This window comes from Acinetobacter sp. ANC_7682 (assembly GCF_056779795.1).
In genome coordinates, this window is record NZ_JBWYIQ010000010.1 from 67,801 (window position 1) to 89,946 (window position 22,146).

At 39.1% G+C, this 22,146-nt stretch carries 17 protein-coding genes and 1 tRNA gene; 14 read left to right on the forward strand and 4 right to left on the reverse strand.

Annotated features, from left to right (window positions below; all coding sequences use genetic code 11):
* Positions 1-23: 23 nt before the first annotated feature.
* From AC1M9D_RS05905 to AC1M9D_RS05940, 8 genes are all read left to right on the forward strand, one after another.
* A complete protein-coding gene (locus tag AC1M9D_RS05905; protein ID WP_481611701.1) occupies positions 24-2,036 on the forward strand; it encodes a transglutaminase TgpA family protein in 2,013 nt (670 codons plus the stop codon).
* 26 nt (positions 2,037-2,062) lie between these two features.
* Positions 2,063-2,139: transfer RNA gene (locus AC1M9D_RS05910), tRNA-Val, on the forward strand.
* Between the two features lie 569 nt (positions 2,140-2,708).
* Positions 2,709-4,940: an NADP-dependent isocitrate dehydrogenase gene (locus AC1M9D_RS05915; RefSeq protein ID WP_481611702.1), complete on the forward strand. Its 2,232-nt coding sequence runs from the start codon at positions 2,709-2,711 to the stop codon at positions 4,938-4,940.
* 235 nt (positions 4,941-5,175) lie between these two features.
* The gene (locus tag AC1M9D_RS05920; protein ID WP_481611703.1) at positions 5,176-7,380 is read left to right on the forward strand and encodes an OsmC domain/YcaO domain-containing protein; all 2,205 of its coding nucleotides are present in this window, start codon (positions 5,176-5,178) and stop codon (positions 7,378-7,380) included.
* Positions 7,381-7,615: 235 nt separating this feature from the next.
* On the forward strand, positions 7,616-7,732 hold the full coding sequence (locus AC1M9D_RS05925) for a hypothetical protein (protein ID WP_092766106.1): 117 nt from the start codon (positions 7,616-7,618) through the stop codon (positions 7,730-7,732).
* 451 nt (positions 7,733-8,183) lie between these two features.
* Complete coding sequence (locus AC1M9D_RS05930) at positions 8,184-9,503, forward strand: NCS2 family permease (protein ID WP_481589776.1); 1,320 nt, start codon at positions 8,184-8,186, stop codon at positions 9,501-9,503.
* Between the two features lie 72 nt (positions 9,504-9,575).
* On the forward strand, positions 9,576-10,574 hold the full coding sequence (locus AC1M9D_RS05935) for an adenosine deaminase (RefSeq protein ID WP_481611704.1): 999 nt from the start codon (positions 9,576-9,578) through the stop codon (positions 10,572-10,574).
* 130 nt (positions 10,575-10,704) lie between these two features.
* The gene (locus tag AC1M9D_RS05940; RefSeq protein WP_481608345.1) at positions 10,705-11,028 is read left to right on the forward strand and encodes a hypothetical protein; all 324 of its coding nucleotides are present in this window, start codon (positions 10,705-10,707) and stop codon (positions 11,026-11,028) included.
* Between the two features lie 12 nt (positions 11,029-11,040).
* Here the strand turns inward: AC1M9D_RS05940 and AC1M9D_RS05945 are convergent, their stop codons facing one another.
* The gene (locus tag AC1M9D_RS05945; protein WP_481611705.1) at positions 11,041-11,598 is read right to left on the reverse strand and encodes a cytochrome b; all 558 of its coding nucleotides are present in this window, start codon (positions 11,596-11,598) and stop codon (positions 11,041-11,043) included.
* Positions 11,599-11,801: 203 nt separating this feature from the next.
* Here AC1M9D_RS05945 and AC1M9D_RS05950 point away from each other — a divergent pair, with 203 nt between their 5' ends.
* Positions 11,802-12,182, forward strand: coding sequence for a hypothetical protein (locus AC1M9D_RS05950; protein WP_481611706.1), 381 nt, complete (start codon positions 11,802-11,804; stop codon positions 12,180-12,182).
* 66 nt (positions 12,183-12,248) lie between these two features.
* Positions 12,249-12,815, forward strand: a complete 567-nt coding sequence (gene rnhB / locus AC1M9D_RS05955; protein ID WP_180027870.1) for a ribonuclease HII — start codon at positions 12,249-12,251, stop codon at positions 12,813-12,815.
* Between the two features lie 66 nt (positions 12,816-12,881).
* Here rnhB and csrA read toward each other — a convergent pair whose 3' ends face one another.
* From csrA to alaS, 3 genes are all read right to left on the reverse strand, one after another.
* Entirely contained in the window at positions 12,882-13,136 is a 255-nt protein-coding gene (csrA, locus tag AC1M9D_RS05960) for a carbon storage regulator CsrA (protein WP_035265869.1), read from the reverse strand.
* Between the two features lie 244 nt (positions 13,137-13,380).
* Positions 13,381-14,661: an aspartate kinase gene (locus AC1M9D_RS05965; protein ID WP_092766113.1), complete on the reverse strand. Its 1,281-nt coding sequence runs from the start codon at positions 14,659-14,661 to the stop codon at positions 13,381-13,383.
* 65 nt (positions 14,662-14,726) lie between these two features.
* Positions 14,727-17,420, reverse strand: coding sequence for an alanine--tRNA ligase (gene alaS, locus AC1M9D_RS05970; RefSeq protein ID WP_481611707.1), 2,694 nt, complete (start codon positions 17,418-17,420; stop codon positions 14,727-14,729).
* A 368-nt stretch (positions 17,421-17,788) separates the two neighbouring features.
* Here alaS and gap point away from each other — a divergent pair, with 368 nt between their 5' ends.
* The 4 genes from gap to AC1M9D_RS05990 all read left to right on the forward strand — a co-directional run bounded on the left by gap (position 17,789) and on the right by AC1M9D_RS05990 (position 22,050).
* Positions 17,789-18,820 carry a type I glyceraldehyde-3-phosphate dehydrogenase gene (gene gap, locus AC1M9D_RS05975; protein ID WP_481611708.1) on the forward strand — a complete coding sequence of 344 codons (1,032 nt, stop codon included), beginning with the start codon at positions 17,789-17,791 and terminating at the stop codon, positions 18,818-18,820.
* A gap of 227 nt (positions 18,821-19,047) precedes the next feature.
* A complete protein-coding gene (locus tag AC1M9D_RS05980) occupies positions 19,048-20,214 on the forward strand; it encodes an ATP phosphoribosyltransferase regulatory subunit (RefSeq protein ID WP_481611709.1) in 1,167 nt (388 codons plus the stop codon).
* Between the two features lie 70 nt (positions 20,215-20,284).
* Positions 20,285-21,604 (forward strand): adenylosuccinate synthase, encoded by a 1,320-nt coding sequence (locus tag AC1M9D_RS05985; RefSeq protein WP_035265875.1) that lies wholly within the window; start codon positions 20,285-20,287, stop codon positions 21,602-21,604.
* A gap of 137 nt (positions 21,605-21,741) precedes the next feature.
* On the forward strand, positions 21,742-22,050 hold the full coding sequence (locus AC1M9D_RS05990; RefSeq protein ID WP_180027584.1) for a hypothetical protein: 309 nt from the start codon (positions 21,742-21,744) through the stop codon (positions 22,048-22,050).
* Positions 22,051-22,146 lie beyond the last annotated feature (96 nt).

The following is a 22,146-nucleotide window of genomic DNA, read 5'->3' on the forward strand; positions in this document are numbered from 1 at the left end:
AAATAGAAAATAGGTTTTGATATATGGTACATCCTAAAGTTTCACAATCCATGCTATTGAGTTTGGCACTCATTTTATTTATCCAGATTATTTATCTGCCTTATGCTTTAATTTTGGTGCTCTGTATTGAGCTTATATATTTATGGCATATTCAAAAAAGTAAAAAAAATGTCTCCAAAGCAATAAAATTTAGTTTTACAGCAATTGCACTTGGCGCGATTTATCTGCATTACCATACCTTTGTTGGTGTTGAGGCTGGGGTAGCATCGCTGACAACTTTTCTATTTGCAAAAGCATTAGAAACCCAAAAAAAACGTGATTTGATCATCGTTTTTAATTTTGCCTTATTCGTGGCGGCAAGTACGTTTTTATATAGTCAAACGTTGTATGTTGCTTTGGGAGTGGTGCTGTGCTTAGTGAGCTGTTTTGTAGGACTCTATAGAATTCAAACCGCGGAGTTTCTGTCCACTCGAGAAACTAAAAATGGCTTAAAGCACGATGTCATTCATGTTGGTAAATTCATCGGATTGGCAATTCCTTTTTTTATACTACTCTTTATTTTTTTCCCAAGATTACCTCCGCTTTGGCATCTCCCGATTCAGCAAAATAAGGGAATGACAGGAATCAGTGACTCTATGTCCCCAGGTGACATTGCTGAGCTGTCTCAGTCAAATGAATTGGCATTTCGTATTATTGGTGATATCACAAAATTACCGACGCGTTCAGAAATGTATTGGCGAGCTTTGGTCTTAGATCAATATGATGGTCAAAAATGGACGAGTCATGGATTTAATAGAGGGTTAAACGAGTTAAACTCTTATCAACTTTCTAATTTAAATCAAAAAGTTGAATATCAGTATTTGGCTAAAGATCCTTCTGTAGAATGGATCATGGGATTAGAGCAATCTGTACCTCAACAACGAAATTATTATCTCCGTTATGACGGTGGTATTTCAGCTCAACGACCTATTCAAACGGCTCAACCCATAAACTTAGTTTGGTTAGGGCGTGAGACGAAAATAAATCATGAACTTAGTCAGTTTCAAATTCAGTATTACACTCAGTATCTCCATCAGCGTGATATCAAAAGTCAAAGTTTAGCGTGGGACTTATTTATTAAAAGTGGAGAGCAGCCAGAGCGTTATATCCAGCAAGTTTTAGACTGGTTTAAGCAAAATAGCTTTCAGTATTCTTTATCTCCCGGTGTTTTGAGTGGTGATCGGATAGATGCATTTATGTTTAATTCACGACAAGGATTTTGTGAGCATTTTGCTTCTAGTTTTGTCATGATGATGCGTTATGTCGGTATTCCTGCCCGAGTCGTGACTGGTTATCAAGGAGGTCAATTTGCGCCAGACCAGAAAAGTTGGGAAGTGAGGCAGTTAGATGCACATGCTTGGACTGAAGTATATTTTGGAGGTCAATGGCAGAGGATTGATCCCACTGCAATGATTGCTCCTGAACGTATTGATCAGGGAATGCAAAATTTAATTCAAAATAATCAAACACTCTACTCTGAGAATACAAATTGGTCAGTTGCAAAATATCCTTTTTTGACAAAAATTCGCGTATGGAGTGATTACGCAAGTTATCAATGGCAAAGTAAAGTTGTTGGATATAATGCTGATCAACAGCAGAGTTGGATGACAAAATTTGGAATTCATTCAGTTGCTTCAGTGTTTGTGATTATCCTTGCAGGCTCACTGATCATATTAGGATGTTATGCGCTATGGATGTTGAGAAAAAAGAGAAAACACTATTCACAAATCGATTGGGTACTTCATGTTTTCAATAGAAAATTAGGACTTCACAGTCGCCGTTATTCTTACGAAACGGTTCGACAATGGTTAGAAAGAATTTCATCACCTTTAAGTCAAAATAATAGAGCTGTTTTCCTTGAAATTATCATTCTGTACGAGCACTTAAGTTATTCACAATCGAGTATTTCTAAACAAGAGTTCGCAAATTTTAAGTCAATGATTAAAACTTGTTCATATCTTTTGGTTAAATATGAAAAAGGCTTGTCAGCCAAGTGATTTTTGCATAAGATGCGAAGCATTCTAGGTGTATAGCTCAGTTGGTTAGAGCGCTACGTTGACATCGTAGAGGTCTCCAGTTCGAGTCTGGATATACCTACCAAGATTTAAAAAAAAAAGGGCTTAAGTATTTTACTTAAGCCCTTTTTTCGTAAGCAAGACATTACTTCTTTATTTAAAAGTAAAGTATTCGTTATCACTTGCTCTATCAAGAAAAATTGCGTTTCAAAAAATCTCTAAACTTGATATTAAATTATATATTTTAAGTATAAATACCCAAAATGCTTTAATCTAAATATTGGGTATTTCCGTAATTTATTAATATACCCGTACATTAACACTTACAATAACGCCCGAAATGTACGCTTTTGCCATCCTGTTTAAATATGAGACACGTATAATGTTCATATTACAGGGAAGTTGAGATCAACGTTCATTACCAGTTCTTCACTTTTCATTCAGAAGTAATGAAATTCATACAGTATTATCAAACTAAAGATGGATACTATTTTGTATGTTATTTCATCAAAATAGCGTACTAAAAGCTTATTTCATTGACTGAAATGCGACGAAGAACGATACTCTCAACGTTTTAATTTAAGCAAATCGGTTCTAAGAGACTGGACCAAAAGTTCGGTGCTCTGTAACTCAATCCAAAGCAAGGGGCTATATATGGCTGGTGGAAAGTCAACTATCATCTACACACTGACCGACGAGGCGCCATTACTGGCGACTTACTCACTACTGCCGATCATTGAGACCTTTACTAAGCCTGCTGGTGTTGAGATTGTAAAAACTGACATCTCAGTTGCAGCACGCGTGCTCGCTGAATTCTCTGAATACCTTAGCGAAGAGCAGAAAGTATCAGACAATCTTGCAGAATTAGGTCGTCTTACACAAGATCCAGACACAAACATCATCAAACTTCCAAACATCAGTGCATCTGTAGCTCAGTTGACTGCATGTATCAAAGAGCTTCAATCAAAAGGCTATGCAATTCCAGATTATCCTGAGAATCCTACGACTGAAGAAGAAAAAGCACTCAAAGCACGTTTTGGTAAATGCTTAGGTTCAGCAGTAAACCCTGTATTGCGTGAAGGGAACTCTGACCGTCGTGCGCCTGGTGCTGTTAAAAACTATGCGAAAAAACACCCACATTCTATGGGTGAGTGGAAACAGTGGTCACAAACTCACGTTTCTCACATGGATGAAGGTGACTTCTATCACGGCGAAAAGTCTATGACTTTAGATCGTCCTCGCAATGTGAAAATGGAATTGATCACGAATTCTGGTGAAACTATCGTTCTTAAAGACAAAGTTGCACTGCAAGACGGTGAAATCATCGATTCAATGTTCATGAGCAAGAAAGCGCTTTGTGACTTCTATGAAAAAGAATTAGATGATTGTAAAGAAGCGGGCATCTTGTTCTCTTTACACGTTAAAGCAACCATGATGAAAGTTTCACACCCGATCGTATTTGGTCACTGTGTGAAGATTTATTACAAAGAAGCGTTCGAAAAACACGGTAAACTGTTCGACGAACTAGGTATTAACGTAAACAACGGTATGGCTGGTCTTTACGAGAAGATCGAAACTTTACCGACTTCTTTACGTGAAGAGATCATCGAAGATCTACACGCATGTCAAGAACACCGTCCTGCTTTAGCAATGGTGGATTCAGCAAAAGGTATCACTAATTTCCATTCTCCAAACGACGTGATCGTAGATGCTTCTATGCCTGCAATGATCCGTGGTGGTGGTAAAATGTGGGGTGCTGACGGTAAGCCTTACGACTGTAAAGCAGTAATGCCTGAATCTACATTTGCGCGTATTTACCAAGAAATGATCAACTTCTGTAAGTGGAATGGTAACTTCGACCCACGCACAATGGGTACTGTACCTAACGTTGGTCTAATGGCTCAAAAAGCTGAAGAATACGGTTCACACGACAAAACATTCGAAATCGCGCAAGCTGGTGTAGCTAACATCACAGATATCGAAACTGGCGAAGTTTTAATGTCTCAAAACGTGGAAGAAGGTGATATCTGGCGTATGTGTCAGGTGAAAGATGCACCGATCCGCGACTGGGTAAAACTAGCTGTAACACGTGCACGTAACTCTGGTATGCCAGCAATCTTCTGGTTAGACCCATACCGTCCACACGAAAACGAATTGATCAAGAAAGTTCAAAAATACTTAAAAGATCACGATACAGATGGTCTAGACATCCAAATCATGTCTCAAGTACGTGCAATGCGTTATACGCTTGAACGTGTTGCTCGTGGTCTAGATACAATCTCTGTAACGGGTAACATTCTACGTGACTACCTCACTGACTTGTTCCCAATTATGGAGCTTGGTACTTCTGCGAAAATGCTGTCTATCGTGCCTTTAATGGCGGGTGGTGGTATGTACGAAACTGGTGCAGGTGGTTCAGCACCTAAACACGTACAACAACTTGTTGAAGAAAACCACTTACGTTGGGATTCTTTAGGTGAGTTCCTTGCACTCGCTGTTTCACTTGAAGAGCTTGGTATTAAAGAAAACAACCCTAAAGCTAAACTTCTTGCGAAAACATTGGATGCTGCAACTGGTAAATTACTTGACAACGACAAATCTCCATCACGTCGTACAGGTGAGTTAGACAACCGTGGTAGCCATTTCTATTTAGCGAAGTTCTGGGCTGAAGAATTAGCAGCTCAAGACGAAGATGCTGAATTAAAAGCGACATTCTCTACTTTAGCGAAGACTTTAGCTGAAAATGAAGAGAAGATCGTTGCCGAACTTGCAGAAGTTCAAGGTAAATCTGTTGATATCGGTGGTTACTACGCAATCGATCAAGAGAAAGTAAATGCAGTTATGCGTCCAAGTGCAACTTTAAATGCTGCTATTGCAAGCATCTAATAACACTTAAGTTGAACTGAATTTCAGTTTGGCGGATTAAAAAAGCTGGTACTTCGGTACCAGCTTTTTTTTGTTAAAATTTTTGTAAATAAAACACTGATTACGCCAAATTAGAGAGAGCTTAAGGGGAGGATCTAAAAAACTTTCATTCAATTTGCATGCATTTCTGATTACAATGCGTTTTAATTTATTTTTAACTTATCTAGCTGTTTGGATAAGTTCTGTAGGTGCCCGCATGGAAATCAAAGTCAATTATCTCGACAATCTTCGACAGGAAGCAAAGTTCGACGATTTCACGGTTATTGCCGATCAACCTATTCGTTATAAAGGTGATGGATCTGCACCAGGCCCATTTGACTATTTTCTTGCGTCTTCAGCATTATGTGCAGCTTATTTTGTAAAGGTGTATTGTGCTGCACGAGATATTCCTACAGAAAATATTCGATTATCCCAAAATAATATTGTTGATCCAGAAAACCGTTATAAACAAATTTTTAAAATTCAAGTCGAATTACCCTCAGATATCTCTGAGAAGGATCGACAAGGTATTTTACGTTCAATCGACCGTTGCACTGTAAAAAAAGTCATTCAAACAGGTCCTGAATTTGTTATTGAGGAAGTTGAAAGCATTGATGCGGATGCTCAAGCTTTACTTATGCCAAATATTGCCAAGAAAAATGTGACTGTTATTCCGGGCAAAGATTTACCGCTTGAAGAAACGATTGCCAACATGTCTGCAATTTTGGCGGGCTTAGGGATGAAGATTGAAATTGCGTCTTGGCGGAATATAGTGCCAAACGTATGGTCTTTACATATTCGCGATGCACAAGCGCCAATGTGCTTTACCAATGGTAAAGGTTCAACGAAAGAGAGTGCTTTAGCGTCTGCATTAGGCGAGTTTATTGAACGTTTGAATTGTAATTTCTTCTATAACGACCAATTTTGGGGTGAAGAAATCGCAAATGCTGAATTTGTGCATTACCCAGATGAAAAGTGGTTCCAACCAGGTCCAAATGGTGAATTGCCATCAGAAATTTTAGATGAATATACACTTGAAATTTACGATCCTGAAGATGAGTTATTAGGCACACATCTGTACGACACAAATTCTGGCAATACTGAGAGAGGTATTTGTTCGTTACCATTTGTGCGCCAGTCAGACGGTGAGATTGTATATTTCCCTTCAAATTTGATTGAAAATTTGTATCTGTCAAATGGTATGAGCGCAGGAAATACCTTGGCTGAAGCACAAGTACAATGTTTATCTGAAATATTTGAGCGTGCGGTGAAGCGCGAAATTTTAGAGGGTGAAATTACCCTGCCAGATGTACCTGAACATGTTCTAGCAAAGTACCCAAAAATAGTTGAGGGTATTAAGGGGCTTGAGGAGCAAGGTTTTCCAGTGCTGGTCAAAGATGCTTCATTAGGTGGGAAATTCCCAGTCATGTGCGTGACATTAATGAATCCAAGAACGGGTGGCGTTTTTGCATCATTCGGGGCTCATCCAAACTTTGAAGTTGCATTAGAACGCAGCCTTACCGAACTTTTACAAGGTCGTAGTTTTGAAGGTTTAAATGACTTACCACGTCCTACTTTCAATAGCCATGCATTGACAGAACCAAATAACTTTGTGGAACACTTTATTGATTCATCGGGTGTTGTGTCTTGGAGATTCTTCAGTTCGAAATCTGATTATGATTTCGTAGAGTGGGATTTCACCAGTCAAGGTGAAAATACAAACGCTGAAGAAGCTGAAAAGATGTTCAATATCCTAAAAGAGATGGGTAAAGAAGTTTACATGGCTGTATACCAACATTTAGGTGCAACTGCATGCCGAATTCTGGTGCCAGGATATTCTGAGGTGTATTTGGTTGAAGATCTGGTTTGGGACAATACCAATAAAGCTTTAGCCTTTAGAGAAGATATTCTTAACTTACATCGTTTAGATAATGAACAGCTCGAAGCTTTGCTAGAGAAACTTGAAGAAGTTGAAGTGGATGACTATACCGATATTATTACCTTGATTGGTGTTGAATTTGACGATAATACGGTGTGGGGTCAGTTAACTATTCTTGAATTAAAACTATTAATTAACTTAGCTTTGGAAAATTTCGAAGAAGCGAAAGACCAAGTAGAACAGTTCTTACAATACAACACCAATACTGTAGAACGAGGCTTATTCTATCAATGCATGGATGCTGTATTGGAAGTGTTGTTAGATGAAGAAATGGAAATTGAAGACTACGAGTCGAATTTTAGACGTATGTTTGGTGATGAGAGAGTCGATGCTGCAATAGGCTCAATCGAAGGTGATGTGCGTTTTTATGGATTGACGCCAACCAATATGCAACTTGAAGGTCTCGATCGTCATTTAAAACTTATTGAGAGCTATAAGAAGCTTCATGCTGCCAGAGCACGTTTTGTTTCTCAACAAAATTGATCGAATGAAAGGCCACTATGAAGAGTGGTCTTTTTCTTTTAAAGATCAGCAAATCGATGCATCTAGTTAGGGTGCTCAATTTTTTATCATAAAATGAAGTTGTTATGAAAAGTACTGATAGTATTTATTAAAAATAGTAATTTATTGATATTTAAGGGAAATAATTCTATTTAACTGGTATTATTAGCTAAATGCATTATCATAGTGCATGACGAGTTAACTTAAGGCGAGCATTATGAATTTCTTGAAAAAAAAGAATAAAGCAAGTTTCGTTTTCTTTATTATTACTGCGTATTCCTGTTTGGGCTTTGGATTAGGTTACCTAATTTGGGAATACCTCCAAATGAAATAATGTTCATATTGATCGGTAAGAGTGCAAATTTAGAAAGTATTCACTGTTAGCAAGCTTAATTTACTCTACCATTTAAAATTAAATGATCTAAAAATCATCAGTGATTTTTTAGGGGGTATATTTAAATTTATATTTTTTAACGTGATTTAAATAAAGATTAAATTTTAGCGTTTTATAACCTATGACTGTGTATTCAGCCCTTCAAATTCAGTCTATGTTATAATTAAAAATATATCCCGATAGATCGAATTGTCTAGCGACTGTTCAATTGATAGATCATCATATCAAAGCTGCTTTATTGCAGCTTTTTTAATTGTGCTTCAATTTATCGGAAATGTCATTTTGGTACGTTTATTGAATGCGTCATCTGAGCTACATTTGCCAATGAATCATTGAATAAATGATCTAAATAATTTTTACGACTCGCTCGATCTTAAGCAGGGGCTCGACAATGACAAATCCAAATTCTTCAGCGGGTTTGCTTGAACGCTTATTTAAACTAAGCGAAAACAAAACAACTTTTCGAACTGAAATGATTGCAGGGATGACGACATTCCTGACAATGTGCTACATCATCATTGTCAATCCAATGATTCTGTCTGAAACAGGAATGGATCATGGTGCGGTATTTGTTGCGACATGTTTGGCAGCAGCAATTGGTTGTTTTGTCATGGGTATTATTGCCAATTACCCAATCGCATTGGCTCCGGGTATGGGCTTAAATGCATATTTCACCTATTCGGTATGTTTAGGAATGGGTGTGCCTTGGCAAACCGCTTTAGCTGCGGTATTTGTGTCTGGTCTGGTCTTCATCGCGATCAGTATGTTTAAAATTCGTGAAGCTATCGTGAATGCCATTCCAATGTCTTTAAAATTGGCTATTGGTGGTGGTATTGGTTTATTCCTAGCATTAATCGCTTTGAAAAATGCTGGCATCATTGTGGATAATCCTGCGACTCTAGTGGGTTTAGGTGATTTAAAACAACCAACCGTTCTCTTAGCCTTATTCGGTTTTTTGATGGTTGTTGTTATGCATCACTTTAAAATACGTGGTGCGATTATCATTAGTATTTTAGTGCTGACTGCAATCTCAACATTCCTAGGATTGAGTGAATTTAAAGGTGTGATTGGTCAAATTCCTTCAATTGCACCAACATTCATGCAAATGGATTTTGAAGGCTTATTTACCGCAAGTTTAATCGGTGTAATTTTTGTGTTCTTCTTAGTTGATCTATTTGATTCAACAGGAACGCTGGTTGGTGTTTCACATCGTGCTGGTTTACTCAAAGATGGTAAATTACCACGTTTGAAGAAAGCTCTGTTTGCCGACTCTTCAGCGATTGTTGCTGGTGCTGCATTAGGTACATCATCAACGACACCATATATTGAGTCTTCTGCGGGTGTAGCAGCAGGAGGGCGTACAGGTCTTACAGCGGTAATAGTTGGCTTACTTTTTATTGCTTGTTTGTTCTTAGCACCGTTGGCTCAATCTGTTCCTGGATTTGCAACTGCACCAGCCTTACTCTTTGTAGGGGTATTGATGATTCAGGGTATTACACATATTGATTGGGATGATATTACTGAAGCGGTTCCTGCTTTCTTAACGATCGTGTTTATGCCGTTCACTTACTCAATCGCTGATGGTATTGCCATGGGCTTTATCAGTTATGCGTTGGTGAAGTTACTTACAGGTAAAGCATCTACAGTACCATATATGGTATGGATTATCGCAGTATTATGGGCGCTAAAATTTGCAATGTTTGGCGGCTAATTTTTAACAGTTTTTAAAAGGGTGTAAACTCAGTTTGCACCCTTTTTATTTTTGGTTTCATGAGGAGTAGCAATGAACCGTGTTGAGTTAATTAAAGCTTTACCTAAAGCTGAGCTTCATGTCCATATTGAAGGGACATTTGAACCTGAGTTGATGTTTGCCATTGCTCAGCGCAATGAAATTGCAATCCCATATCAATCAGTTGAAGAAGTCAAACAGGCTTATAATTTTCACAATCTGCAATCATTTCTAGATATTTACTATGCAGGTGCGAATGTATTGATCAATGAGCAAGATTTTTATGATCTTGCATGGGCATATTTTGAAAAATGTGCAGAAGATCGAGTGGTTCATACTGAAATGTTTTTTGATCCGCAAACCCATACGGATCGTGGTGTGTCATTTGAAACGGTAATTAAAGGCTTAAAACGAGCTTGCCACGATGCTGAGGTAAAATTAGGCATCACAACGCATTTGATTATGTGTTTCTTACGTCATTTGAGTGAAGAGGCAGCATTTGAAACACTTGAACAGGCTTTACCTTACAAAGACCAAATTATTGGGGTAGGGTTAGATTCAAGTGAAGTTGGGCATCCACCTTCTAAATTTGAAAGGGTATTTGCAAAATCACGTGATGAAGGATTTTTGGTTGTTGCTCATGCAGGTGAAGAAGGTCCAGCAGAATATGTCTGGGAAGCTTTGGATTTACTTAAAGTGAATCGTATTGATCATGGTGTACGTTCTGAAGAAGATCCAAAGTTGATGCAGCGCTTAATTGCAGAAAAAATGCCGCTTACGGTATGTCCATTGTCTAATCTTAAATTATGCGTTGTAGATGATATGAAACAGCATAATATTCGTCGACTTTTGCAGCAAGGTGTACACGTTACAGTTAATTCTGATGATCCATCATATTTTGGTGGCTACATGAATGATAACTTTATTGCGATTGCTGAGGCCTTAGATTTAACAAATCATGAATTAAAGCAACTCGCTATAAATTCATTTGAAGCATCGTTTATTTCCGATGTGCAAAAACAAAAGTGGAAAGATAAAATTCTCGCAATTTAAAACAGTTAAACTTGTTTATGTAAAATACTGGAAGGTGGGGGCAAAATCCCACCTTTGGTTTAAGATGCTTTAAACAATAGAGCCGAATGTGATGTTGAAATTGAAGTCTTTGTTTTGCCTGAGTCTGCTAGTGTTGCCCGTAGTTATCGCGAATGCAAATACGACATTGACACAGCGTATATTAAAGCCTGTCATCCAGTATCAATGTGAGCGTGAAGTCGACCATTCAAAAATATGGAAAATAACGACATATTTAATGAATGAAGAAAACAAAAAGAAATTAAAATTAGAAACCTGTGATTGTGTATCAAATCATGCTTTAAAAGATATTCCGGCTCAGGAACTTGCCAAAGCAACAGTTAACGAAGATATCAAGCAAGAAGTCATTCGAAAAGCCATGTTGAATAGCCTAAAAGCATGTGTGATTAGCTCTAAATCTCACTCAGAAATTTAGAGCCGTACTAAATCAATCTTTAGGTTGTTTGGTCATGCTGTCTAAGACATGATCTTTATCTATAAAGTGATGCTTTAATGCCGCAGCAATATGTCCGAGTAAGAGTAAACCTGCAGCCCAAGAAATCCAAATATGTAGTGGTTTTACAATTTCAGTTACTTGAGGATTCTCACCTATTAAAGCAGGTAGATCAAATAAGAATAATACTGGTGCAGGGTAGCCGAGACTCCAACTCCATAAGCAACCCGTAATTGGTAAAGCCAGAAGCATAAAATAAAGTCCAAGATGCCCTAAATGTGCAAGTCTTTTCATGAGGGGTGACATTGTCTCTGGTAACTCGGGTGCAGGATGGGTGTAGCGCCAAAAGATACGAACCACGACCAGAAAAAGAATGGTGGTTGCAATATTTTTGTGAAGCGTGATGACGTCACCTTTGAAGCTACCATCTACTTCATAACTTAAAAAATTGCCGCTATAAAAGCCGATCGCCCACGCCGTGATAAAAATAATCGCCATGACCCAATGCAAGACTTGAGCTGTACGTGTGTAATATTTGGATTTATTATTCATGATATAAACTTATGATTGAATTTCGCACATAATAATTTAAGCATAAATTATTTATAAGTATTGAAATGGGACACAGTGTTGAAAATATGCAACGGAATGCGACTTATAACTGAACATATAGTCGGGAAATACAAAAAATCTATTTCTTCATAATGTTACATTAGGCAAAATAGCTCAATTCGTAAGATCATAAGGACAATACTGTGAAAAAATTAATCGCTTTACTCGCACCAATTACATTAGTGCTCGGAGCTTGTGCTACAGGTACAACAGGGACATCATCACCTGCCGCAAATACCACTCAACAGTTAGGTTCGGCTGCACTTAAAATTGCGATCAATGCAAAATGCACAACTGAATTGAACAATATTTCTGCTTGGAAAACTGCAACGAAATTAATGACTGCAGAGCAGAAAGAAAATATCCAAGGTGAAATTTGTGGATGTGTAAGTGAAAAAGCTCCTCAAAGCGTAACTACGGTTGATTTGGCTACAGCAGCGATTGATCCAACAGCACGTGCAACAATCGTCAGCAATATCGTGACTAAAACTATTAATGAATGTGTAGCTGAAGCTGTACGTTAATTTTAAAGATATATGAATAGGCTGATTTTGATCGGCCTATTTTTTTAAGGATAAATTAGGAAAATGATGTTGATTGCTGGTGCTGATGAAGCAGGGCGCGGTCCACTGGTGGGATCGGTCGTTGCGGCTGCTGTAATTTTGGATCCTAACAATCCGATTCTTGGGTTAAATGATTCTAAAAAACTCAGTGAAAAGAAACGTGAAAAATTATTTATAGAGATCAAAGAAAAAGCACTAGCTTGGGCTATCGCTGAAGCGAGTCATCAAGAAATTGATGAACTCAATATATTGAATGCTTCGTTGTTGGCAATGCGTCGTGCCGTTGAACAATTGACTGTGCAACCACAACATGTATTGGTTGATGGTAATAAAATTCCCCAAGGATTGAGTATGAGTTGTGATGCTGTAGTTGGAGGAGATGCATTACATCCAGAAATTTCTGCTGCTAGTATCCTGGCTAAGGTGACACGTGATCATCAAATGTTAGAACTTGATGCTAAATATCCTCAGTTTGGTTTTGCAAAACATAAAGGCTACCCGACCAAAGCTCATTTTGAAGCTATTGCACAGTTTGGCGTGGTTGAAGAGCACAGGCGTAGTTTTGGTCCAGTACGCAAATCATTGGGACTTTAAACAGCTTAAACACCAAAAATTTAAAGCGGCTAAATTTAGCCGCTTTAGTCACAAAATCATTTCTAATCAACGATTGAAATCATTTTGAGTGTAATTCTCTTCTTCGTAAGAAGGTTGGTAATCTTGGTCAAGATGTTGCAAGTGCTCATGCATCGCACGTTCATGCTGAATTCGTTGATAGATTTCTTCACGATGTACAGATACTTCTTTAGGCGCATTCACACCAATTCGCACTTGGTTACCTTTTACACCAAGTACAGTGACACTGACTTGATCCCCAATCATTAATGTTTCACCAACACGACGGGTGAGAATCAGCATGTTTATCTCCTTGCTTAAACGCTAAACCTGCGATAGTTTTTTCAAAAAGTGAAAATAACAACCTCGGCACCACGAAATATTTTAATAGATAAATGTGACGAATTTAACCATTCGCACAGGACTATTGAAATTATCCCATAAACCTCTAGACCTAATATAACAGAGCCACTATAGGAAAAACTATAGTGGCTCTGAATATTTCTTCATCAAGTATGCATTGTTTCTGCTAACTCATGGCAGAAAATTAAGCACGTGCGCTAGACTCACCATGTTCGCGGTCAAGACCAAACGCAGTGTGAAGTGAGCGAACAGCAAGCTCTAAATAATTTTCTTCAATAATAACAGAGATTTTGATTTCAGAAGTTGAAATCATCAGGATATTGATGCCTTCATCAGCAAGTGCTGTAAACATTTTACTTGCAACACCAGCATGAGAGCGCATACCAACACCTACGATAGATACTTTTACAATATCATCACGTGTTGCAACTTCACGAGCACCGATTGCTTGAGCAGTTTCTTCAAGAATTTTTTTAGCTTTAGCAAGTTCGCCACGATTGACTGTGAATGTGAAGTCAGTTGTACCATCTTCTTCAACGTTTTGGATGATCATATCCACTTCGATATTAGCATCACCAATCGGTTTTAAAATTTTAGATGCAATACCAGGAAGATCAGGCACACCTAAGATAGTTAATTTAGCTTCGTCACGGTTAAATGCGATACCAGAGATAATTGGCTGTTCCATGTTGTCTTCCAATTCAGTAGTGATAAGTGTTCCGACGTTGTTTTTAAATTCTTCGTCAAATGCGCCATCATTTTCATTGTCGAAGCTAGAGAGTACGCGTAAAGGGACTTGATATTTACCCGCGAACTCAACAGAACGTATCTGTAAAACTTTAGAACCAAGAGAAGCCATTTCGAGCATTTCTTCAAAAGAAATACGATCAACTTTTTTCGCTTTTGGTGCAACACGTGGATCTGTTGTATATACACCATCCACATCTGTATAAATTTGGCATTCATCCGCTTTGAGTGCAGCTGCTAATGCAACACCAGAAGTATCAGAACCACCACGACCCAAAGTTGTTGTGTTTCCATTAGCATCAAAACCTTGGAAACCTGCAACAACGATGACACGACCAGCATCTAATTGTTCAGTCATGACATCTGTATCAATTGATTCAATACGTGCTTTTGTGAATGAGCTGTCAGTTTTAATACCAACTTGGCGTCCAGTCAAAGATTTCGCTTCCACACCGATAGAGTTCAGTGCCATTGCTAACATTGAAATCGTTACCTGTTCACCCGTTGAAACCATTTGGTCTAATTCTCGTGGGTCAGGGGTGTCGGTAATGGCTTTCGCTAAAGCGAGTAGGCGATTAGTTTCACCACTCATTGCTGATACAACAACCACAACCTTGTGGCCGTGATCATGCCAACGCTTTACACGACGAGCAACATTTAAAATGCGCTCAGGAGTACCCATTGAAGTACCGCCATATTTTTGAACGATTAATGCCATAGTTGTTCCATATAAACCATGACCTTGAAGAGTTGTTCAAGGTCAGTTACACAAAAGGTGAAGTTTTATTTTGCAGCTAGCCAAGCAGTTAATTTTGCCATGACAGAAGCAAACTTCTCGTTAAGTGGCGCGCCACCTTGTGCCAAATCAGGCTTACCACCACCTTTACCACCTAGCTCAGTTGCTAAGTGTTTGATGATGTCACCTGCTTTTATAGAAGCTGTGAAGTCTTTAGCTACAGATGCGATCAAGCTCACCTTGTCACCCTCTACACCTGCAAGGACAATCACAGCATTTTCTAATTTTGATTTCACGCCGTCGTGTAGATTGCGAAGTGATTTCGCATCCATACCTTGAACAGTCGTGATTAACGTTTTGCGACCTGAAATTTCCTTAACTTGGCTAAGTAGTTCAGCCGCCTGTAAATGTGCAAGTTTTTGATTCAATTGATCAATTTGCTTTTGTAAGCTTGATGCTGTGTCCGCTAAGGCTTCAACTTTCTCAATCGTTTGATCTTTTTGTGCTTTCAATAAGCCATTAATCGTGTTGATGTCTCGATCAGCTTTTTGAGCCACCTCAATTGCTTTCGTACCTGTAACTGCCTCAATACGACGTACACCTGCAGCAACACCGCCTTCAGAAGTGATTTTGAACAGACCAATGTCACCTGTACGTTTTACGTGAATACCACCACAAAGTTCGATCGAGAAGTTTTTCTCTTCAATGATAGAACCCATAGAGAGTACGCGAACTTCTTCACCGTATTTTTCACCGAACAACATCATCGCACCTTTTGCTTTTGCAGATTCGATGTCAAGGAGTTCAGTTGTTACAGGCGTATTGGCAATCACTTCAGCATTTACCAGACGTTCAATTTCTTGAATCTGTTCAAATGTCACGGGTTGATCATTGGCAAAGTCGAAACGTAACACGTCAGAAGCAACCAATGAACCTTTTTGTTGAACATGTGAACCCAAGATTTGACGAAGTGCAGCATGTAGAAGGTGAGTCGCAGAGTGATTACGTGCTGTTGCTGCACGGATGTCTGCTTTAACTGTTGCTTCTACATTTTGAGTAACTTTAAAGTTACCCATGGTCACGATACCTTGGTGAACGAACGCACCACCAGATTTTTTTGTGTCTTGAACTTCGAAAATACCTGTATCGTTTTTAAAGATACCTGTATCACCGATTTGACCACCGCTTTCTGCATAGAAAGGTGTTTGGTTTAGAACGATTAAAGCTTCATCACCTTCAACGACTTCATCAACTTGTTCGCCATCTTTATAGATTGCGATGATTTGACCCTCACCAGCAGTTGCATCGTAGCCGTCAAACTGAGTTTCGCCTTCAACTTTTACAACGCTGTTGTAGTCGATTGCGAATTTACCCGCATCACGTGCACGTTGACGTTGAGCAGCCATTTCTTTTTCGAAACCAGCTTCATCAATCGTTAAATCACGCTCACGTGCGATATCCGCTGTAAGGTCGGTTGGGAAGCCGTACGTGTCGTAAAGTTTGAATACCACTTCGCCCGGAATGACAGAACCTTTTAAGTTCGCAAGTTCGCCTTCAAGCAATTTCAAACCTTGTTCTAAGGTTTTAGCAAATTGCTCTTCTTCTTTTAAAAGTTGAGCTTCAATACGCGCTTGTTGTGCTTCAAGTTCAGGATAGGCGGCGCCCATCACCTCAATTAAAGGCTTCAACATTTTGTGGAAGAATGAACCTGTCGCACCCAATTTGTTACCGTGACGTACTGCACGACGGATGATACGACGTAGTACATAACCACGGCCTTCGTTTGAAGGGTTTACACCATCAGCAATCAAGAATGAACATGAACGTGCATGATCTGCAACTACTTTTAAAGACGCAGGGTATTCAACTGGTTTGCCTTCAGCTTGTGCTTTCGCTTCAAGTTCAGCAGTATCTAAACCAATAATTTCAGCTGCAGCTTTAAGCAAATGTTGGAATAGGTCGATTTCGTAGTTTGAGTTGACGTGTTGTAAAACAGCAGAAATACGCTCTAAGCCCATACCTGTATCAACAGAAGGTGCTGGAAGAGGGTGAAGTACGCCATCAGCAGTACGGTTAAACTGCATGAATACGTTGTTCCAAATTTCGATGAAACGGTCGCCATCTTCTTCTGGTGTACCTGGTAAACCACCCCAAATGTGATCGCCATGGTCAAAGAAGATTTCAGAGCATGGACCACAAGGACCTGTGTCACCCATTGCCCAGAAGTTATCTGAAGCGTATTGACCGCCTTTGTTGTCGCCGATACGGATAATGCGAGACTCATCTAGACCGATTTCTTTGTTCCAGATGTCGAATGCTTCATCATCAGTGTGATAAACCGTTGCATATAATTTGTCTTTAGGTAGACCTAACCATTTTTCATTGGTTAAGAAATCCCAAGCGAATTTAATCGCGTCACGTTTAAAGTAATCTCCGAAAGAGAAGTTACCTAACATTTCAAAAAACGTATGGTGACGAGCTGTGTAGCCCACGTTATCTAAGTCGTTATGTTTACCGCCAGCACGAACACATTTTTGTGATGACACTGCACGTACATAATCTCGTTTTTCTAGGCCTAAGAAGCAATCTTTGAACTGGTTCATACCAGCATTTGTAAAGAGCAAAGTTGGGTCGTTGGCAGGAACTAGAGAACTCGACGCGACACGTGTGTGGCCTTGCGATTCAAAGTAACGCAAAAATGCTTCACGAATTTCAGCTGATGTCATAAAACGAGTACTCACAACCAAGTCACTCCATTAATTCTGAATTGGCAAATAATATGTCTGGGAAATAAAGTGCGAATTCACAAAAAAATTCACCCCAGCATACCGGGCTAAAAGTTTAAAAACGCCAAATTATAACGGAATTTGCCACCTGTACCAATGATTTTAAAGTGTTTTAATGACAATTCTCTTTAATTCTGATTTTAGGTGAAATTTTAATCATTATTGGTGTTGAGATCATTTTCAAATGCTTAAGCAGTGTATCTCGCACGAAGATCAATCAAAAATATTGAGTAGTCATAAGACCATTATTTATTACTGAATATTTTAGAAATACTTTAACATAGAGCTTTCAAGAACTTGTATTAAAGAGTTGAAGGTTACATATGCAGCGTATCGCAATTAATGGATTTGGACGAATCGGGCGAAATGTTTTAAGAGCTTGGTTTGAAAATCCAAAACAATTCAATTTTGAAATCGTTGCGATTAATGATGTGGCTGATGTAGAAACTTTAATTCATTTATTTAAATATGACACCACACATGGAAGATTTCATGGGGAAGTGGAGTTGAGTTATGTTGCAGAGCAAGTATTTCTCAATATTCATGCCTATCAAAAAAAATTAACTATTGAAGTCCACTGTCAAACAGAACCTGATCAACTACCATGGAAGCGTTTAAACGTTGATGTTGTTTTAGAGTGTACTGGTTTATTTAGATCTCGAGCAGAAGCGACACGTCATCTCAATGCTGGTGCTCAACGTGTGATAATTGGGGCTGCACCTTTCGATACGGTTGATGCTGCAATTGTGTACGGGGTAAATCATACAGAGGTTAAAACTACGGATCAGATTATTTCGAGTGTTTCATGTACGACACAAGCATTGGTTCCTCTGGTCAAAATTATTGACGATGCCTTTGGTATAGAAAGTGCGTTAATGACAGAAATTCATGCTGTTACAGCGGATCAATCCGTTTTAGATCATGTTCACCGCGATTTACGTCGTGCGAGGGCATCTGGGCAAAACATTATTCCAACGACTTCATCTGCTCTAGGTGCAATCAAACGTGTCATGCCAAAAATGGAAGGGCGAATAGACGGTTACTCAATTCGTGTTCCTACCATTAATGTGGCAGCTATTGATTTGACATTTATAGCGCAACAGCCAATTACAGACCATCAGTTAAATGAAGCGTTAATTTCAGCAGCACGAGAGCAATTTTCGGAAATTATGTCGGTAACAGATGAGCCTTTAGTATCATCTGACTTTAATCATTCTCCGTTTTCACTCATTGTTGATTTAACTCAAACCATGGTGGTCGGGAAGCAAGCTAAAGTCTATGCTTGGTATGATAATGAATGGGGATATACCAATCGTTTACTGGATTTATGTCATTCATTTCCAGATCAGTCATGAAACTGAAATGCTGTGCCTTTTATAAAGGCTTAAGTCTATAACATAGATCAACTGCTAGTGCGTTCAGAATTACCAATAGAAGCTTATAAATAATCTAAAATTCCGATTTAATTATTTAAAAGTCTGATGCACATGGGGGTTGATCGTGATAGACTAGGAGAAATCGGGTGTGTTCCCGATTTTTTTATGCGGATTTGTTCCGCGCTGACAGAATTTAGGTTTACAACATGCCCATTTCAGAGACATGGTTATTACCTGATGGTGTAGCTGATGTATTACCAGAGCAAGCGCAAGTTATTGAAACCTTGCGTCGTACCGCGTTAGATTTCCTCGCAGCTCGAGGTTATCAATTGGTGTACACGCCATTTATTGAATACATCGAATCTCTATCTTCTCTTTCAGAATCGAATCAAGATTTAGACTTAGCCACATTTAAAGTAATCGATCAACTTTCAGGTCGTTTACTTGGTGTGCGTGCAGATATGACGCCTCAGGTGGCGCGTATTGATGCACACGTGTATCCAGTTGAAGGTGTTGCACGCTATTGCTACGCTGGAACGGTACTTCATACCAAACCACAAGGTTTCAATACCACACGTGCGCCTTTACAGCTCGGTGCTGAGTTGTTTGGTTCAGACAGTATCGATGCTGACGTCGAAATGATCGATGTTATGTTGGAATTATTAAAAAATACAGGTGTAACTGAGGCGATCCATTTAGATATTGGACACGTTGGTCTATTCCGTAGCTTAGTTAAACATGCAGGATTGAACAAAGCTACAGAGTCGCATCTATCTGATTTATATCAGCGTAAAGCATTGCCAGAACTTGCTGAATATACGCAACAACTTAAATTCGGCTCTGATTTTTATGCGCTTGGTCGTTATGCAAGTGATTTAGTCGCTTTAAAATCACATTTAAGCCAAGAAATCTTAGAAGATTCGGCATTCCAAGAAGCATTTAATGCAGTTCAAAGCACACAAGATGCGATTCAGCAACGTTGGCCAAATCTGCATATTGGTATCGATGTAGTAGAGCTTCGTTCATATCACTATCACACTGGCTTAATGTATGCAGTGTATGCACCAAATCGTGCTGCGCCATTAGCTCAAGGTGGACGTTATGATGGTATTGGTGAGCATTTTGGTCGTGCACGTCCAGCAACTGGCTTTTCATGTGACTTATACGCTTTAAGCGCTGGTCAATTTAAAGCATTGGAAGTGATCGTTGCACCTAAGGGCAATAATGCTGACCTAGTCAAAGCAGTTCAAGGATTACGTGATCAAGGCAAAAGCGTTGTGCAGTTGCTTGGTCAAGATGAGTTGAATTCAGTACCTAACGCGACTCACCAGTTGGTGAATCAAGCGGGTGAGTGGAAACTCGAACAGATTTAATCACCTGATTTGAATACTAAATTTCAAATCATGTTCTTCAATTTTAACAGCATGATGCAATGAGGCTATTATGGGCAAGAATGTTGTGGTACTTGGTACCCAATGGGGCGACGAAGGTAAAGGTAAAATCGTTGACCTGCTCACAGATCAAGCGGCTGCAGTTGTTCGCTATCAAGGTGGACACAATGCAGGTCATACTCTCGTCGTAGGTGGTAAGAAAACTGTTTTACACCTCATTCCATCTGGTATTTTACGTGAAAACGTACTTTGCTTAATTGGTAACGGTGTAGTGCTTTCTCCTGAAGCGTTAATCAAAGAGATGACGATTCTTGAAGAGCAAGGTGTGCCAGTTAAAGAACGTTTACGTATTTCTCCAAACTGTCCATTAATTTTGCCAAACCATATTGCATTAGACCAAGCACGTGAGAAAAAACGTGGGAATGCCAAGATTGGTACAACAGGTCGTGGTATTGGTCCAGCGTATGAGGATAAAGTTGCACGTCGTGCGGTTCGTGTCGCTGATTTAGTGCGTGGTGGTGATCATCTTAAAGCATTGCTTGAAGAGTTACTTGAATACCATAACTTCCAATTAACACAATTCTACGGTGTAGAAGCGGTTAAGCTTGAAGACGTGCTTGCGTTATGTGATCAATGGCGTGAAGTTGTTGCTCCACTGGTTGTTGATGTTACTGGCGAATTGCATAAATATCGTAAGAACGGTGACAACATCATGTTTGAAGGTGCTCAAGGCTCACTTCTTGATGTTGACCATGGTACTTATCCATACGTAACATCTTCAAATACGACTGCTGGTGGTGTGAGTTCTGGTTCTGGTCTTGGTCCATTACACCTTGACTATGTATTGGGTATTACCAAAGCTTATACAACTCGCGTAGGTGCAGGTCCATTCCCAACTGAGTTGGTTTATGATGCTGCAAACGATGTTGGTGATGCAATTGGTAAGCACCTTGGTACTGTAGGTTCAGAATTTGGCGCATCTACTGGTCGCCAACGTCGCTGTGGTTGGTTCGATGCTGAAATCCTTCGTCGTTCAGTAGAAGTAAACTCACTTTCGGGTATTTGCTTGACTAAACTTGACGTTCTTGATGGTTTAGAAGAAATCAAAATCTGTGTAGGTTATGAAGCTGCAGATTCGGGCTGCGTAGGTTCTTCTGATGCACTTGCATTTGAAACTTTAAAACCAATTTACGAAACAATGCCTGGTTGGACTGAGTCTACTTTTGGTGCTAAATCTTTAGACCAATTGCCAGAAGCAGCAATCAACTATATTAAGCGACTTGAACAGTTAATCGAATGTCCAATCGACATCGTATCAACTGGTCCAGACCGTGATGAAACGATTATTCTTCGTCACCCGTTTGAAGCTTAATTAAAATTTTTAAAAAAGCCCTGTGATATCACAGGGCTTTTTTTGATCTAAACAACGACCAAAGTTGTATAAAAATTGGCTGTGCTGAATCTTAGAGATTGTTAAAATCGAATGTATAAAATAATAGAGTGTGCAGGATGCATAAAAATATTTCTGGAACAATGTTTTATTCGTTGTTATTTGCAATGGGGGGGGCACCCACGATTGCGATGATGATAATTCGATCTCAAACAGTAGCCGAAGATGTGGTCTACCAAGTCTTTATTGGGCTGTCGATTATGATCGCTTGCATATTGGTCCCTATTATTTTAATTCAGAACACCTATTTATTTTTTAAACGTAAAGATGAGAAGCTTGAAACTCGTTTAAAACCGTGGAGTCAAACCTATCTCGTGCTTAATATTTTTTGTTTGGTCTTTTGGATCAGCTATCAATTTGTTTACTAAATTACCTCTGTACACGACAAATTTCACAGAACCCTTATCCTATCAGGATTCTGCTTTCTTAAAATTGCCAAAATTTCCTTAAACTCTTCTTTTTTC

What these genes read in the sequence shown, in the direction of transcription:
- AC1M9D_RS05905 (WP_481611701.1), top strand. Translation starts at nt 24, where the DNA reads ATGGTACATCCTAAAGTTTCACAATCCATGCTATTGAGTTTGGCACTC.
- AC1M9D_RS05915 (WP_481611702.1), top strand. Translation starts at nt 2,709, where the DNA reads ATGGCTGGTGGAAAGTCAACTATCATCTACACACTGACCGACGAGGCG.
- AC1M9D_RS05920 (WP_481611703.1), top strand. Translation starts at nt 5,176, where the DNA reads ATGGAAATCAAAGTCAATTATCTCGACAATCTTCGACAGGAAGCAAAG.
- AC1M9D_RS05925 (WP_092766106.1), top strand. Translation starts at nt 7,616, where the DNA reads ATGAATTTCTTGAAAAAAAAGAATAAAGCAAGTTTCGTTTTCTTTATT.
- AC1M9D_RS05930 (WP_481589776.1), top strand. Translation starts at nt 8,184, where the DNA reads ATGACAAATCCAAATTCTTCAGCGGGTTTGCTTGAACGCTTATTTAAA.
- AC1M9D_RS05935 (WP_481611704.1), top strand. Translation starts at nt 9,576, where the DNA reads ATGAACCGTGTTGAGTTAATTAAAGCTTTACCTAAAGCTGAGCTTCAT.
- AC1M9D_RS05945 (WP_481611705.1), bottom strand. Translation starts at nt 11,598, where the DNA reads ATGAATAATAAATCCAAATATTACACACGTACAGCTCAAGTCTTGCAT.
- rnhB (WP_180027870.1), top strand. Translation starts at nt 12,249, where the DNA reads ATGTTGATTGCTGGTGCTGATGAAGCAGGGCGCGGTCCACTGGTGGGA.
- csrA (WP_035265869.1), bottom strand. Translation starts at nt 13,136, where the DNA reads ATGCTGATTCTCACCCGTCGTGTTGGTGAAACATTAATGATTGGGGAT.
- AC1M9D_RS05965 (WP_092766113.1), bottom strand. Translation starts at nt 14,661, where the DNA reads ATGGCATTAATCGTTCAAAAATATGGCGGTACTTCAATGGGTACTCCT.
- gap (WP_481611708.1), top strand. Translation starts at nt 17,789, where the DNA reads ATGCAGCGTATCGCAATTAATGGATTTGGACGAATCGGGCGAAATGTT.
- AC1M9D_RS05980 (WP_481611709.1), top strand. Translation starts at nt 19,048, where the DNA reads ATGCCCATTTCAGAGACATGGTTATTACCTGATGGTGTAGCTGATGTA.
- AC1M9D_RS05985 (WP_035265875.1), top strand. Translation starts at nt 20,285, where the DNA reads ATGGGCAAGAATGTTGTGGTACTTGGTACCCAATGGGGCGACGAAGGT.
- AC1M9D_RS05990 (WP_180027584.1), top strand. Translation starts at nt 21,742, where the DNA reads ATGCATAAAAATATTTCTGGAACAATGTTTTATTCGTTGTTATTTGCA.